This is a genomic window from Fulvimarina endophytica (assembly GCF_003403015.1).
Lineage (GTDB): Bacteria > Pseudomonadota > Alphaproteobacteria > Rhizobiales > Rhizobiaceae > Fulvimarina > Fulvimarina endophytica.
In genome coordinates this window covers 438,292-452,753 of record NZ_QURL01000003.1, presented here as the reverse complement: position 1 = coordinate 452,753, position 14,462 = coordinate 438,292, and the positions used below count along the sequence as shown (strand labels likewise).

9 protein-coding genes and 1 pseudogene are annotated in these 14,462 nt (G+C 66.0%); 6 read left to right on the top strand and 4 right to left on the bottom strand.

All coding sequences use genetic code 11. The features are described from left to right. The first annotated feature begins 330 nt into the window (after nt 1-330). Nucleotides 331-1,092 (top strand): meso-2,3-butanediol dehydrogenase, encoded by a 762-nt coding sequence (gene budC, locus DYI37_RS08600; protein ID WP_116682786.1) that lies wholly within the window; start codon nt 331-333, stop codon nt 1,090-1,092. A gap of 73 nt (nt 1,093-1,165) precedes the next feature. Here the strand turns inward: budC and DYI37_RS08595 are convergent, their stop codons facing one another. Together DYI37_RS08595 and DYI37_RS08590 are read right to left on the bottom strand one after the other, a co-directional pair. After that, on the bottom strand, nt 1,166-2,791 hold the full coding sequence (locus DYI37_RS08595) for a methyl-accepting chemotaxis protein (protein WP_116682785.1): 1,626 nt from the start codon (nt 2,789-2,791) through the stop codon (nt 1,166-1,168). Then, complete coding sequence (locus tag DYI37_RS08590) at nt 2,788-3,099, bottom strand: hypothetical protein (protein WP_116682784.1); 312 nt, start codon at nt 3,097-3,099, stop codon at nt 2,788-2,790. Before DYI37_RS08590 ends, DYI37_RS08595 begins: the two co-directional genes overlap by 4 nt. A 232-nt stretch (nt 3,100-3,331) precedes the next feature. On the opposite strand from DYI37_RS08590, the gene DYI37_RS08585 reads away from it, so the two are divergent. From DYI37_RS08585 to DYI37_RS19765, 3 genes are all read left to right on the top strand, one after another. Next, nucleotides 3,332-5,857: a ligase-associated DNA damage response DEXH box helicase gene (locus tag DYI37_RS08585; protein WP_116682783.1), complete on the top strand. Its 2,526-nt coding sequence runs from the start codon at nt 3,332-3,334 to the stop codon at nt 5,855-5,857. Nucleotides 5,858-6,030: 173 nt separating this feature from the next. Next, complete coding sequence (locus DYI37_RS19770) at nt 6,031-6,609, top strand: hypothetical protein (protein WP_147307902.1); 579 nt, start codon at nt 6,031-6,033, stop codon at nt 6,607-6,609. After that, nucleotides 6,606-7,391, top strand: a complete 786-nt coding sequence (locus tag DYI37_RS19765) for a hypothetical protein (protein ID WP_147307901.1) — start codon at nt 6,606-6,608, stop codon at nt 7,389-7,391. Before DYI37_RS19770 ends, DYI37_RS19765 begins: the two co-directional genes overlap by 4 nt. Before the next feature lie 281 nt (nt 7,392-7,672). Here the strand turns inward: DYI37_RS19765 and DYI37_RS08580 are convergent, their stop codons facing one another. Then, nucleotides 7,673-8,827: an iron-containing alcohol dehydrogenase gene (locus DYI37_RS08580; protein WP_116682782.1), complete on the bottom strand. Its 1,155-nt coding sequence runs from the start codon at nt 8,825-8,827 to the stop codon at nt 7,673-7,675. A gap of 168 nt (nt 8,828-8,995) precedes the next feature. Beyond that, a complete protein-coding gene (locus DYI37_RS08575) occupies nt 8,996-9,769 on the bottom strand; it encodes a TetR family transcriptional regulator (RefSeq protein ID WP_116682781.1) in 774 nt (257 codons plus the stop codon). Between the two features lie 92 nt (nt 9,770-9,861). Here DYI37_RS08575 and DYI37_RS08570 point away from each other — a divergent pair. Beyond that, nucleotides 9,862-11,025: pseudogene (locus DYI37_RS08570) on the top strand (efflux RND transporter periplasmic adaptor subunit); the annotation flags it as partial. Between the two features lie 248 nt (nt 11,026-11,273). Continuing rightward, nucleotides 11,274-14,450: an efflux RND transporter permease subunit gene (locus DYI37_RS08565; RefSeq protein WP_116682779.1), complete on the top strand. Its 3,177-nt coding sequence runs from the start codon at nt 11,274-11,276 to the stop codon at nt 14,448-14,450. Nucleotides 14,451-14,462: the final 12 nt, after the last annotated feature.

Sequence of the window (14,462 nt, the reverse complement as noted above, 5' to 3'; positions counted from 1 at the left end):
GCCGCCCTGCCCGTCGCCCTCCTGATGCTCGTCGCCGGCTGACGATTTCACCGACCGGACCCGTCGATCGGGCCGATGACAGGCAGGTCCCCGGGACCGACATTCGCCGCCGTCCCGCCGCATCCGGCCGGGCGGCGGCTTTCGTTTCGGCCGGGCCGAACCTGCGCCCGCGCCCCCGCCAGCGCCCGCGCCCGCGCCCGCGCCATGAGCGCAAAGGTCGCAGGACGACACTCCGTTCGCAGCGCCCGCTCGTCGATCCGGCAACCAATGCGGCCCCGCGCCCCTTATGCCCCGACACGACGAACAGGCAAAATCGCGAGGAGATTCCCCATGGCCCGTTTCACCGGTAAAGTGGTCATCGTGACCGGCGCCGCATCCGGCATCGGACGCGCGACCGCGCTTCATTTCGGGCGGGAGGGGGCAAAGCTCGTCCTTGCCGATCTCGACGAGGAGAAGCTGACGAACGTCGCTGGGGAGATCGGCGCGGAGGCGGCGGCGAAGATCACCGATGTCGGCGACTATTCGGCCTGCGAGGCCCTCGTCGCCTTCGCCATCGAGCGCTTCGGTAGGGTGGACGTCCTCGTCAACAATGCCGGGCGCGACCATCTCGGCCGTCTCGACGAGGGCGATCTCTCCGACTTCACCAAGATCATCGAGGCCGATCTCTACGGCGTGGTGCATATGAGCCGGGCGGCGATCAAGGCCCTGCGCGAGACGAAGGGCTGCATCGTCAACACCTCCTCGGTCTCGGGGATCGGCGGCGACTGGAACCACTCGTTCTACTGCGCGGCCAAGGGCGGGGTGACGAACTTCACCCGCGCGCTCGCCATGGACGAGGCGGCGGGCGGCGTGCGCGTCAACGCGGTCAATCCCTCGCTCGTCTATACGCCCTTCACCAAGGGCATGCAGGACCAGCCGGACCTCGTCGAGGCCTTCGAGACCCGCATTCCCATGGGCCGGGGCGCAAAGCCCGAGGACATCACCGGGCCGATCCTGTTCCTCGCCAGCGAGGACGCGCATTTCGTGACGGGGGTGAACCTGCCGGTGGATGGCGGGCTGTCGGCCTCCAACGGGCAGCCGAAGCTCAGCTGACCGCAAGGCGAAACCGCCGCCCGGCGTGTCGCCGGGGCGGCGGTTCCGCAGGAGAGTGACGATCGGTCGGCGATCAGGCGGCCCGGCGGATGCCGGCCGGGCGGGCCGGTGAGGCGGAGCCGCGATTCTCCGGCATATCTGCGGCGTCGAACTGGAACGACTGGGTGAGGCGCAGCATGCGGCTCGTCTCGTCGACGAGGGCCAGATTGGCCGCCGTCAGTTCCTCCGCCATGGCCGCGTCGCGCTGGGTGTTGGCATCCATCCTCTGGGCGGCATCGGTGACGGTGCGCAGCCCCGCGGCCTGTTCGCTCGCCGCGCTCGCGATCGTCTCGATGCGGGTGCGCATATCGGTCATCCGCTCGGCGATCTCCCCGAGCGAGCCGGCCGAACGCCCGACCAGGGACACGCCCTCGCTCACCTCGGCGCGCGAGGACTCGATGAGCTGCTTGATCTCCTTGGCCGCTTCCGCCGAGCGCTGGGCGAGGCTGCGGACCTCCTGGGCGACGACCGCGAAGCCCCGGCCCGCCTCCCCCGCCCGCGCCGCCTCGACACCGGCATTGAGCGCGAGAAGGTTGGTCTGGAACGCGATCTCGTCTATCACCCCGATGATCGAGGCGATGCGGCCCGAGGACTGCTCGATCTTGTTCATGGCGGCGATGGCGGTGCGGGCGATCTCGCCGCCCTCGTTCGCGGTCTTCGCGACGGCCAGCGTCGCGCCCTGGGCCTGCCTCGCGCCCTGCGCCGTCTCGTCGATTCTGCGGCTCACATCGGTGAGGGCCGCCACGGTCTCTTCCACGCTCGCGGCCTGGTTTTCGGTGCGCTCGCCGAGATCGGTGATCGCGGTCGCGATTTCGCCGATCCCGCCTTCCAGCGCATGGGCGGAGCTGACCACCTGGCCGATCGCCGCCTCGAGCCGGCCGACGGCGCTGTTGAACTGGCGCTGGATCGCGACATAGTCCGAGCCTTCGCGCTCGACGAGACGCGTGCGCAGATCCCCCGATGCCAGGCGATCGAACCCCGATCCGATCTCTTCCACGAAACCGTCGAGCGCCGCGACGAGGGCCCGGCTCTTGCGCTCGCTCTCCTCGCGCAGGGCCAGAAGTTCGGCCTGGGTCTCGGCCTCCGTGTTGAGGCGCTCGGCGCGGGTTTCGGAGGCCGTCGCCTCCCCGATCGCCTTTTCGGTGGCGGCGAAGGCGGTCTGGAGCGAGTGGACGATGGCGACGAGCGCGCCGGTCTCCAGGACGAGGATCACCGCGTGGAGGACGACGCGGGCCAGCGAGGTTTCCCCGAAGAAGACCGCCGAGGGCAGAATATAGCTGAGGCCGAGATGGTGGACGGCGGTGAGACCGGCGAAGACGAGGAGCGGGCGCCAGTCCACCCAGGCGGCGAGGACGGCCAGCACCGCGAAGAAGTACATGTGCATGTCCATCTGCAGCGCATTGCCGGTGAAGTCGTAGACCAGCAGCGCGACGAGGGCGGCATGGGCGCCGCCGGTGGCCATGCGGGTGAAGACGCCCGTGCGGTCGGCGCGCCAGGAGAGCGTGGCGAGAAGGGCGATGGCGCCGCCCCCGCCGAGGGTCAGAACGGCCGAGCCACCGCTGCCGAAGGCGGCGTGCAAAGCGAGCAGGCCGAGATTGAGCCAGAGCAGTCCGAGGATCCACGGTCCGGCGTTGCGGCGCAGGGTTTCGAGCCTCGTCATATGGCGTTTTCCCTCATGCAGGCCTCGGCAAAGCGGCCGTCGAGGACGAGCCAGGCCCCTGCCGCGAACAATCGTTTCGTGAAGTCGTCGCCCTCGCCCTCGGCGACCGCGAGAAAATCGCGCCGTCCCATGGCGACGAGGCGTCCGCCGGCTTCCGTCACGATGCGGACGGGATGCCTGTCGCCGAAGGGCCCCGCCACGACCACGACGCGCGATCCCGTCGGCATGGCGATGGCGGCCACGAGGACGAGGAAGGACATGGCGATGGTGAGCGCGCCCAGAAGCGCGGAGCGGGAGCGGTTGGACATTGCCTGTTTCGGGACGACGACTGCCGGCGGCAGAAGATCAGATGACCTTAGGGATAGACACGAAAAGTTGACGATGGGTTAGCCATGACCGCCCGTGCGTGCAGGGTGGCCGCTTCTGCGGGTGCCGCGCGACAAAACTCCTCACGGGGCACATATTGGCGGAACCTGCCACAGTTAAGTATGCGGACCCTTCGAACGTCCGGACCTTCGACCGAGCCGCCCGAGCCAGCCCTTGAACGACCGCTTCGCCCCGCCCGAGACAGAAGAGACCACCGCCCCGCCGGCGGCTCTGCCCGCGCCGTTCCTCGCCTGGTTCGCGCGCCATGGCTGGGCGCCGCGGCCGCACCAGCTCGATCTTCTGGGGCGGGCGCAGGCCGGGCGCTCGGTGCTTCTCATCGCACCGACCGGGGCGGGCAAGACGCTGGCGGGCTTTCTGCCAGCGCTCACCGATCTGAGCCTTCGGCCGAAGGCGAAGCCGGGCAGCCGCCCGCGCGGCGTCCACACGCTCTACATCTCGCCGCTGAAGGCGCTCGCCACCGATATCCGCCGCAATCTGGAGCGGCCGGTGGAGGAGATGGGCCTGCCGGTGACGATGGAGACGCGCACCGGCGATACCAGCCAGATGAAGCGCCAGCGCCAGAAGCTGAAGCCGCCCGACATCCTGTTGACGACGCCCGAGCAGGTGGCTCTCCTGATCGCCTCCAAGGACGCGGCCGATTTCTTCGCGGACCTGCAATATGTGGTGTTCGACGAGCTGCACGCGCTCGTCACCTCCAAGCGCGGCCATCTCCTCGCCCTCGGCCTTGCCCGGCTGCGCAAGTTGGCGCCGGGCCTGAAGACCGTCGGCCTTTCGGCCACCGTCTCCGAGCCCGCCGAGCTCTGCCGCTGGCTGGTGCCCCAGAGGGCGGACGGGGACGCGATGGCCGATCTCATCCAGGTGACGGGCGGCGCGCGGCCCGAGATCACGATTCTCAAATCGGACCAGCGGGTGCCCTGGCAGGGCCATACCTGCCTCTACGCCATGGGCGAGATCTACGAGACGATCAAGGCGCACGGCACGACGCTGCTCTTCGTCAACACGCGCTTCCAGGCCGAGCTCCTGTTTCAGGAATTGTGGAAGATCAACGACGAGACCCTCGCCATCGCCCTCCATCACGGCTCGCTGGACGTGCAGCAGCGACGACGGGTGGAGGCGGCGATGGCGCGCAACGAACTGAGAGCGGTGGTCGCGACCTCCACCCTCGATCTCGGCATCGACTGGGGGGATGTGGACCTCGTCGTCCATGTGGGCGCGCCCAAGGGGGCCTCGCGCCTCGCCCAGCGCATCGGCCGCTCCAACCACCGGATGGACGAGCCCTCCAAAGCGATCCTCGTGCCCTCCAACCGGTTCGAGGTGATGGAGTGCCAGGCCGCGCTCAACGCCAACTATCTGGGCGACCAGGACACGCCCCCCTTGCGCGACGGCGCGCTCGACGTTCTCGCCCAGCACGTTCTCGGCATGGCGGTGGCCGCGCCCTTCCATGCCGATGCGCTCTACGAGGAGATCACGAGCGCTGCCCCTTACGCCTCGCTCACCTGGGAGACCTTCGAGCAGATCGTCGATTTCGTGGCGACCGGCGGCTACGCCCTCAGGGTCTACGAGCAATATGCCAAGATCCGGCGCACCGAGGACGGGACCTGGCGCATCACCCATCCGCGCATCGCCCAGACCTACCGGATGAATGCCGGCACGATCATCGAGGCGGTAACGCTGGACGTGCGGCTGGTGAAGAAGCGCACGAAATCCTCCATCCAGCGCGGCGGCTTCATCCTCGGCAAGATCGAGGAGGCGTTTCTGGAGACGCTGGGGCCGAACGACACTTTCCTCTTCGGCGGCGAGGTCCTGCGCTTCGAGGGCATCTTCGAGACGAGCTGCCTCGTGACCCGCGCACCCGGCGCCGAGCCCAAGGTGCCCTATTGGGGCGGCTCGAAATTTCCCCTCACCACCTTTCTCGCGGCCGAGGTGCGCGCGATGCTGGCCGATCCGGCCCGCTGGTGCGAGCTTCCCGAGCAGGTGGGGGAATGGCTGGAGCTTCAGGCCGAGAAATCGCTGCTGCCGGGGCCGGACGATCTTCTGGTGGAGACCTTCCCGCGCGGCGAGCAGTTCTTCATGGTGCTCTATCCCTTCGAGGGGCGGATCGCCCACCAGACCCTCGGAATGCTTCTGACGCGCCGGCTGGAGCGGGCACGGGCGAAACCCTTGGGGTTCGTTGCGACGGACTACGCGATCTCGATCTGGGGCAAGGCGGATTTGAGCGCCATGATCGCGGAGGGGCGCCTCTCCCTCGACGATCTCTTCGACGAGGACATGCTGGGCGACGACCTCGAAGCCTGGATGGGCGATTCATGGCTTCTGAAGCGCACCTTCCGCCAGTGCGCGGTGATCTCCCAGCTCGTCCAGCGCAACCAGCCGGGCTCGGAGAAGACCGGGCGTCAGGTGACGGTCTCGACCGATCTCGTCTACGACGTGCTGCGCGCCCACGAGCCGGACCACATCCTCCTGAAGGCCACCTGGGCGGACGCGGCCTCCGGCCTCCTCGACGTCGCCCGCGTCTCCGACCTCCTCGCCCGCATCAAGCACCACATCGTCCACAAGCCGCTGGACAAGATCTCGCCGCTGGCGGTGCCGATCATGCTGGAAGCCGGGCGGGAGAGGGTGGAAGGAGAGGCAAGGGACGCGGTGTTCGAGGAGGCGATGGTGCTGGAGGCGTTGGGGTGAGGGTGGCCACCCTTCTCTCGACATTCAAGGCGTCGCCTCCTCTCAGCGATGGCCGCCCTTAATATTCCGAGTTCACTTTGATATGTCGTCGTTCCAAATTTGCAGACTCGTCAACAAAGTAAGCGACACAATGAAGGGTTGCAGAATTCTGTTTTCTCAGGCCCTATCGCCATATGTCGCTGACTGCCGAAGATGCCCGTTATTATCTTGAGAGTGCGAAGACGCTAACTGGCCCTTTTCGCTGGAATGCCGTTCGGAAAGAAGAGCCTCAGAAAAGGACCGAGATTCAAAAGGAGCGCCCTGCGACTGCTGGTCGTTTGGATCTCTTGTCTCAGCTTGCGATTGGAAAAGCGCAGCCACGAAATATCCGATTGAGGGTTTCCGTTTTCCCGAGAAAGCCGAACGTTGCAACATTCCAACTTGAATGCGCAATGGTTCCGCCGAGAGGTAACCGGATCCATGTTCTTTACAGACTCGAATGGCATCCCTTCTCAGGGCACTCGAACCGCTTCGATTTAGCTGACGGCAATTTGGCTGGCCGGTATTTTGAAAACGGCGAAACCCATGAACATATATGTCTAGATCACGTCGATGATAATGGCGTCGTGAGGGCGGGCGATGTCCACGCAGCTCGGCCTCTTGCAGTTGACCCTCGTGATTTTAATGAAGCGCTGGCCTACGTTTGTGCTAGATTGAGTATCACGAATTGCAGTGAAATTTTACCGCCGGAGGCGCAAGGCGAATTACTATGATGTTGGGTTTGCTTCGATCCGAAAGCCCTGACGTCGCGAAGAGGGTTAGCGACGCGCTTTCTCGCATTGTTCGCGTGGAGGAAGAAGGTGGTAAGTATACAATCAACCTGCCGATCTTGTATCCGAACGGAAATGGATCTGTAGTCGAAATTACGCCTAACGGCGATAAGCTTTTCGTAAGCGATATGGGACTCGGGCACTTCGAAGCCGAATTTTCAGGCGCATCAAGTTACTATGATGCACAAGCCAATAGCGCTGCCTCGCGGTATGGCATTCGATATGACGGGCATAGTGTTTTTGCTATAAAAGTCGGCTTGCACCAAATTGAAGCTGCGATCGGAGCTGTAGCAAACGCATCTGTGCAGGCGGCAACACAGGCTATACATAAGTCTATTGAAGATACATCACGGCGCTGGAACGAAGACGTATTTGATCGCATTACGGATGCTTTCGACAAGAGTCTCATTGCGAAAACCATGGAAATAAATGGATTTCGTGATGCGTGGGAAGTTCACAACGTAGTTACCCTAGAGTCTGGCGGGAAGGCTGTTTTTGAGTTTGTAAGTCCACATACGAACTCAGTCTCGAACAAATTTATGATGTTCAGTGATATAGCCAATTCCGACGAAGCAAACCTTATTTCCCTCAACGGAGTAGTTGAAGACATCCCAAAATTCAATAAGGCGCGCGGAACTATGCTCAGCGATCTTGCTGAAATTATCGCCCTCGACGCGAGCAATGATGAATATCGTAGAGCTGCTTATCGAGTGATTGCAGCTTAAATATATATTCTTTCGGTCGCTGAAAATTACTATAATACCGAAGATATAAACTGCTCAAAAATGTGGAAAGTTGGTATTTTTATCCCGTTATAGCGAAATGGAAGAAGCCGGACTCACGGTGTGGCTCTAAGCTTTTGTTCTGCCGCATGATGCGTTCGGAAGGGTCATTCATTTTTCGCATCATGCTTTAACTGAATGGCACCCCCTAAGAGCGTGCTTAAATGAGCAATTTCGAGAACCGGCGATTAAACAAGTTGAGAGCGATCCGTCTATCTGCCACCTCACAACGCCCGCTCATAAATCCCCAGCGCCGCTTCATACGTCATTGGCCTCGGATTGTTCACCAGCAGGCGCTGCTGTTTCATGGCGTCTTCGGCGAGTTTGGGGAGGTTGTTGTGGCTGACGCCCACCTCGCCGAGGCGGGTGGGGATTTCGAGGGTCTGGCTCAGGGCGCGGAAGCCGTCGGCGAGGCCTTTGGCGGCGTTGGTCTGGGAGAGGCCGGCGAGATGGGGGAAGACGATGGGGCCGAGGTCCGCGTAGTGGGCCTCGGCGGCCTCGCGGTTGTAGTCGAGGACATGGGGCAGGACGAGGGCGTTGGAGAGGCCGTGGGGAACGTGGAAATGGCCTCCGAGCGGATAGGCGAGCGCGTGGACGGCGGCGACGGGGGCGTTGGCGAAGGCCATGCCGGCGAGAAGCGAGCCCAGCAGCATGGCCGCCCGCGCCTCCCGGTTCGACGGCTGTTCGCAGGCGATCCGGATGTTCGCGCCGAGAAGGGCGAGGGCCTCGCGGGCGAGGCAGTCGGAGACCGGGTTCTTCTTGTGGGCCGAGGTATAGGCCTCGATGGCGTGGACCATGGCGTCGATGCCGGTGGCGGCCGTCACCGATTTCGGCAGGCCGAGCGTCAGATCGGCATCGAGGATCGCCCAGTCGGGCAGGAGCTGGGGTGAGACGACGCCCTTCTTCTCCGCTTCGCCCGTGGTGACGATGGCGATCGGCGTCACCTCCGAGCCGGTGCCGGCGGTGGTGGGGGCGAGGACCAGCGGCAGGCGGGCGCCGCGCACCTGTCCGACGCCGTAGATCTCGCCGATCGCCTGCTGACCCGACAGAAGCACGGCGATCAGCTTGGCCGTATCCATGGAGGAGCCGCCGCCCACCGAGGCGATGCCGTCGCAGCCGGCCTTGCGGGCGGTCTCGACGGCCTCCAGCACCATGGCCTCGGGCGGATCGGCGGTGACCTCGGAGAAGATCACGGTCTTGATGCCGACATCGGCGAAGCCGTTGAGGGCCGCATTGGCAAGGCCGAGATCGAGAATGCCCTTGTCGGTCACCAGCATCACCGTGCGGCAGCCCATCTCGGCCATCAGCGGCCCGATTCGCGCGGTCGAGCCGATCTCGGACAGGATCGAGGGCGTGGTCTGGAAGGTGAAGGCGTTCATCGGACGGGTCTCCCGGGGCATGTCATTGCGGCGCCGGCGGAGGGTCTTGCAAAGACGGCCGCCGCCGGTCGGGCTCGACGGTGATATGGCGCGGGCCGGGCGTCAAGCGAGGCGATCGAGGTTCCGATCCCCGTTCGAGGGGCGCCGGAGGACGGGCGAGCGGCCGCGTCAGCCGGTCCTGCCGCGCCGGGACGATGTCGCGGCGGGCGGGCAGCAGGACCCGGCGACCGGGGCGATCGAGGACTGCGAAGCCGGCTGTGCGTGCGGCGCCAGCGTGTGGCGCGAGGCGTGGCGGCAGGAGGCGAGCACGACCTCGGGCAGCGTGTCCAGATGATCGGCGACGAGGCGGGCGAGGACCCGGCTTCCGACATCCACCAGATCGAAGGCGCGATTGCTTTTCAGCCATTCGCCGATCAGCCCGGAGACGGCGCAGAAATAGCCCGATGCGATGGCGCGCGGATCGCAGGCCGGCTGCCCCTCGCCCCTCTCCATCGCCCGGCGCGAGAGGGAATGGTGGAAGATGCGCGCGATCACCGCCCGCATCTCCTCGTCGGCGCTGGTGCGCCGCTCCATGGCCGGCTGCATCTCGCCCACATATTCGCAGCGGAACATGAGAATGGTCATCACCCGCTGGGCGCGCTCGTCGGAAGCCAGGAAGGCGAGCGCCTCCACCGTGTTGTCGTAGAGTTCGCGCACGCTGGGCGGCTCGGCATTGGCGGTGCGGAAGAAGCTCTCCTGGGGCAGGCGCGCCCGGTCCGCCACATCGCGCAACAGGTCGAGCTTGCCGGAAAAGTGCCAGTAAATCGCCCCGCGCGTGAGGCCGGCGGCCGAGGCGATCTGCGCGAGCGAGGTGCCGGCGACGCCGTTCTCGTAGAACAGGGTCTCGGCGGCGTCGAGGATCGCCTCGCGCGTGCGTTCCGCCTCGTCCTTGGTTCGCCGCATGGGGTCCTCCTTGCGCACCTACATTCATGTATGTATGTAATGATCCCGCAATGCAACACAATTGCGTCCCCCGCTTCAGGAAGAGACGGCTCATGCGACCCTTCGCGACATCGATCGGCCTCCCGATCGCCCTCACGCTCGCCGGTATCCTCGTCTGGCCGGTCGCAGGCGCGCTTGCCCAGGCAGGAGGCGGCGCGCCGCCGCCGCCCGCCGTGACGGTGGAGACCGTGAAGACGCGCACCCTGCCCGTCACCTACGAATATGCCGGCCGGGTGGCCGCCTCGCGCGAGGTGCAGATCCGCGCGCGTGTCGGCGGCATCCTCCTCCAGCGCGATTTCGAGGAAGGCTCGCGGGTCGCCGAGGGCGATCTCCTCTTCCGCATCGATCCGGCGACCTACGAGGCGGAAGTCGCGCTCGCCCGCGCGCAGGTGGTGGAGGCCCAGGCCCAGCTCGCCCAGGCAAGGCGCAGCGAGGAGCGCGCCCGCGCGCTCGCCCAGCGCGGCGCCTCCTCCCAGGCCAATCTCGACGACGCGATCTCGGCGCGCGAACTCGGCGAGGCACGGGTGGAGGCCGCGAACGCCCAGCTTCGCAGCGCCAGCCTGCAGCTCGACTATGCGACGGTGGAAGCCCCGGTCGGCGGCATCACCAGCCTCGAACAGGTGCCCGAGGGCAGCCTTCTCCAGACCGGCGACCTTCTGACCCGCATCGACCAGCTCGATCCGATCAACGTCAACTTCTCGGCCGCCGACACCGAGGCCCAGTCGATCCGCGAGCTGATCGAGAACGGCACCCTGAAGGGCGCGAGCGCGCCCGGCGACCTGAAGGTCTCGATCCGCTTCGGCGACGGCTCGACCTATGAGCGCACCGGCACGATCGACTTCACCTCCACCACGATCGACAGCCAGACCGGCACGATCCTGTCGCGCGCCGTCCTGCCCAATCCCGACCAGCGCCTCCTGCCCGGCCAGTTCGTGCGCCTGGTGGTGGAGGGCCTGTCGGTGGAGAACGCGATCACCCTTCCCACCGAAGCCCTGATGCAGGGGCCCCAGGGCACCTTCGTCTATACCCTCAACGCGGAGAACGCCGCCGAGGTGCGCCCGATCACCGTCGCCCGCGATCTCGACGGCTCCATCCTCGTCTCCCAGGGGCTCGAGGAGGGCGACCGGGTGATCACCAAGGGCGTCGTCAAGGTGCGGCCGGGCTCACCGGTCGATCCGCAGGCGGCCGAGGAGCCGGCAGAGCCCGAAGGGGGTGAGCCGGCCGGGAACGGCGCCGACGGCACCGCGCAGGCCGGCGAAGCTTCGGGCGCTGCGGGCGAGCCCGCCGAAAAGGCGACGAACGGCGGAGAGACCGCCGAGCCCGAGGCCGCCCCCGAAAAGGCCGCGAGCCGCAGCGGCCCGCCGGTTCCCCGCTCGGCCCTGCCCGACGGCGAGGCCGTGCGCCTTGCCCAGGGCAATCCGCTGAACCCGAAGGCCGAAGGCCGTGACCGCGCGGAGCTTATCGAATGAACGCCCGCTTCTTCGTCGACCGGCCGATCTTCGCGGCCGTCATCTCCATTTTGATCGTGCTGGGCGGCCTGATGTCGCTCACCTCCCTGCCGATCGAGCAGTATCCCCAGCTCGTGCCGCCCCAGGTGCAGGTGCGCGCCACCTATCCCGGCGCCTCGGCCGAGACCCTCGCCCAGACCGTGTCGGCGCCGATCGAACAGCAGATCAACGGCGTCGAGGACATGCTCTACATGCAGTCCACGAACTCCTCGACGGGTTCGGCGACGATCAACGTGACGTTCGCGGCCGGCACCGATCCCGACCAGGCGACGATCAACGTCAACAACCGCGTCCAGCAGGCGACCGCCTCGCTGCCCGAACAGGTGCAGCGCCTCGGCGTGACGGTGTCGAAGCAGAATTCCTCGATCCTCGCCGTCATCACCATGTCGTCGAACGATCCGCGCTACGACGCGACCTATGTGTCGAACTACGCGCTGCTCAACGTGATGGACGAGCTGAAGCGCCTGCCCGGTATCGGCCAGGCCCAGCTCTTCGGCGCGCGCGACTATTCCATGCGCATCTGGCTGCGGCCCGACGCGCTCGCCCAATACGGCCTGACGCCGGGCGATGTCGCGAACGCGATCCGCGACCAGAACGCCCAGTTCGCCGCCGGCCAGTTCGGCGCCGAGCCGAACAATTCCGATCTCGCCTTCACCTATTCGGTGACGACGGCCGGCCGCCTGCCGGATGCGCAGGCGTTCGAGAACATCATCCTGCGCTCGGACGAGAACGGCTCCTCGCTGCTCCTGAAGGACGTCGCGCGGGTGGAGCTCGGCGCCCAGGACTACGGCTTCAACGCCACCTATAACGGCACGCCGACGGTGCCGATCGGCATCTATCTCCAGCCGGGCGCCAACGCGCTCGACACGCTGGAGGCCGTGCGCACGCGCATGGACGAGCTCTCCGAGGCCTTCCCGGACGGCATCGCCTACGCCATTCCCTATGACACGACCAAGTTCATCCAGGCCTCCATCGAGGAGGTGATCCACACCTTCATCGAGGCGATGATCCTCGTCTTCCTCGTGGTCTTCCTGTTCCTCCAGTCCTTCCGCGCGACGCTGATCCCGATGCTCGCGGTGCCGGTCTCGATCATCGGCACCTTCGGCGCGCTTCTGGCGCTCGGCTTCTCGATCAACCTCCTCACCCTGTTCGGGCTGGTGCTCGCCATCGGTATCGTCGTCGACGATGCGATCGTGGTTCTGGAAAACGTCGAGCGCATCATGACGACGGAGGGGCTCGGCCCCAAGGAGGCGACGGCCAAGGCGATGAGCGAGGTGGCCGGGCCGGTCATCGCGATCGTGCTCGTCCTGTGCGCGGTCTTCGTTCCGGTCGCCTTTCTGGGCGGTCTCGCCGGCACCATGTACCGCCAGTTCGCGATCACCATCGCGGTCTCGGTCTCGATCTCGGGCATCGTCGCCCTGTCGCTGACGCCGGCCCTGTGCAGCGTTCTCCTCAAGAACAAGCATTCGCGGCCGATCGCCCCGTTCCGCTGGTTCAATGCGGGCTTCGACAGGGTGACACGGGCCTATGGGGCGGGCGTCGCCTTCTTCATGCGGCGCGCGCTGCTCTCGCTGGTGCTCTTCGCGGGCCTTGCGGGCGGGTCCTACTACTTCTTCCAGACCATTCCCGGCTCGCTCGTTCCCGAGGAGGACCAGGGCGTCAACTTCGCCGTCGCCATCCTCCCGCCGGCCGCTTCCCTGTCGCGCACGACCGAGGTGATGAACCAGGTCTCCGAGAACGTGCGCCAGCATCCGGCGGTCGCCGACGTCACGGCCTTCGCCGGCTTCGATCTTCTGTCGGGCTCGCAGAAGTCCTCGGCGGGCGTCGCCTTCATCACCCTCAAGGACTGGGCCGAGCGCACCGATCCCTCCCTCGACGCGCGCAATCTCACCGGCCAGTTCATCGGCATGAATGCGGGCATCCAGGACGGCATGGTGCTGGCCTTCAACCCGCCGCCGATCCAGGGCCTGTCGACGACGGGCGGCTTCGATCTCTTCGTGCAGGACCGGCGCGGCGCGGGCACGCAGGCACTTCTTGAGGCGACGAATGCGATGGTCGCGGCGGCCTCCGAGCGGCCGGAACTCGCGGGCGTGCGCACCACCTTCTCGGCCAGCGTTCCCCAATACGAGGTCGAGGTCGACCGGCAGAAGGCCAAAGCCCTCGACGTTCCGATCTCCTCGATCTTCGAGACCATGCAGTCGACCTTCGGCTCGCTCTATGTGAACGACTTCACGCTGATGGGCCGCAATTATCGCGTCTCGCTCCAGTCCGAGGCCGATTTCCGCGAGAAGCCGGACGACCTGCGCTTCGTCTACGTGCAGTCGTCGAGCGGCTCGATGATCCCGCTCGACACCCTGCTCAACGTCAAGCGCATCATCGGCCCCGATCTCCTCGAGCGCTACAACGCGTTCACCTCGGCCAAGATCTCCGGCAATCCCGCGCCGGGCTATTCCTCCGGCCAGGCGCTCGCCGCCATGCAGGAGGTCGCGGCCGCCGAACTGCCCGAGGGCTACGAGATCGCCTGGACGGGATCGGCCTATCAGGAGATCGCCTCGGGCGGCACGGGGCTCGTCGCCATCGGCTTCGGCATCCTGATGGTCTTCCTGATCCTCGCCGCCCAGTACGAAGGCTGGGCGTTGCCGATCGCGGTGCTTCTCGCGGTGCCCTTCGCCATGTTCGGGGCGCTTCTGGCGATCTTCATGCGCGGCATCGACAACGACGTCTATTTCCAGATCGGCCTCGTCACCCTGGTCGGGCTCGCGGCCAAGAACGCCATTCTCATCGTGGAGTTCGCGGTGCTGAAGCGCGAGGAGGGGCTCAACGCCTTCGAGGCGGCGCTGGAAGGGGCCAAGCTCCGCTTCCGGCCGATCGTCATGACCTCCCTCGCCTTCATCCTCGGCGTCGTACCGCTGGCGATCTCGACCGGTGCGGGCTCGGCCTCGCGCCATTCGATCGGTACCGGCGTCATCGGCGGCATGCTGTTTGCGACCTTCGTCGCGATCTTCTTCATTCCGCTGTTCTACAAGCTGCTCTCGCCGAGCGAGAAGACCATGGCGCGGCGGCGCGAGGAGGCGGCCGAGCGCGCCCGGGTGGAAGCCGGGGACGGCCGGGCGGCGCCCTCGCCCGCCGAATGATCCCGCCCGCCC

What these genes read in the sequence shown, in the direction of transcription:
- budC (WP_116682786.1), top strand. Translation starts at nt 331, where the DNA reads ATGGCCCGTTTCACCGGTAAAGTGGTCATCGTGACCGGCGCCGCATCC.
- DYI37_RS08595 (WP_116682785.1), bottom strand. Translation starts at nt 2,791, where the DNA reads ATGACGAGGCTCGAAACCCTGCGCCGCAACGCCGGACCGTGGATCCTC.
- DYI37_RS08590 (WP_116682784.1), bottom strand. Translation starts at nt 3,099, where the DNA reads ATGTCCAACCGCTCCCGCTCCGCGCTTCTGGGCGCGCTCACCATCGCC.
- DYI37_RS19770 (WP_147307902.1), top strand. Translation starts at nt 6,031, where the DNA reads ATGTCGCTGACTGCCGAAGATGCCCGTTATTATCTTGAGAGTGCGAAG.
- DYI37_RS19765 (WP_147307901.1), top strand. Translation starts at nt 6,606, where the DNA reads ATGATGTTGGGTTTGCTTCGATCCGAAAGCCCTGACGTCGCGAAGAGG.
- DYI37_RS08580 (WP_116682782.1), bottom strand. Translation starts at nt 8,827, where the DNA reads ATGAACGCCTTCACCTTCCAGACCACGCCCTCGATCCTGTCCGAGATC.
- DYI37_RS08575 (WP_116682781.1), bottom strand. Translation starts at nt 9,769, where the DNA reads ATGCGGCGAACCAAGGACGAGGCGGAACGCACGCGCGAGGCGATCCTC.
- DYI37_RS08565 (WP_116682779.1), top strand. Translation starts at nt 11,274, where the DNA reads ATGAACGCCCGCTTCTTCGTCGACCGGCCGATCTTCGCGGCCGTCATC.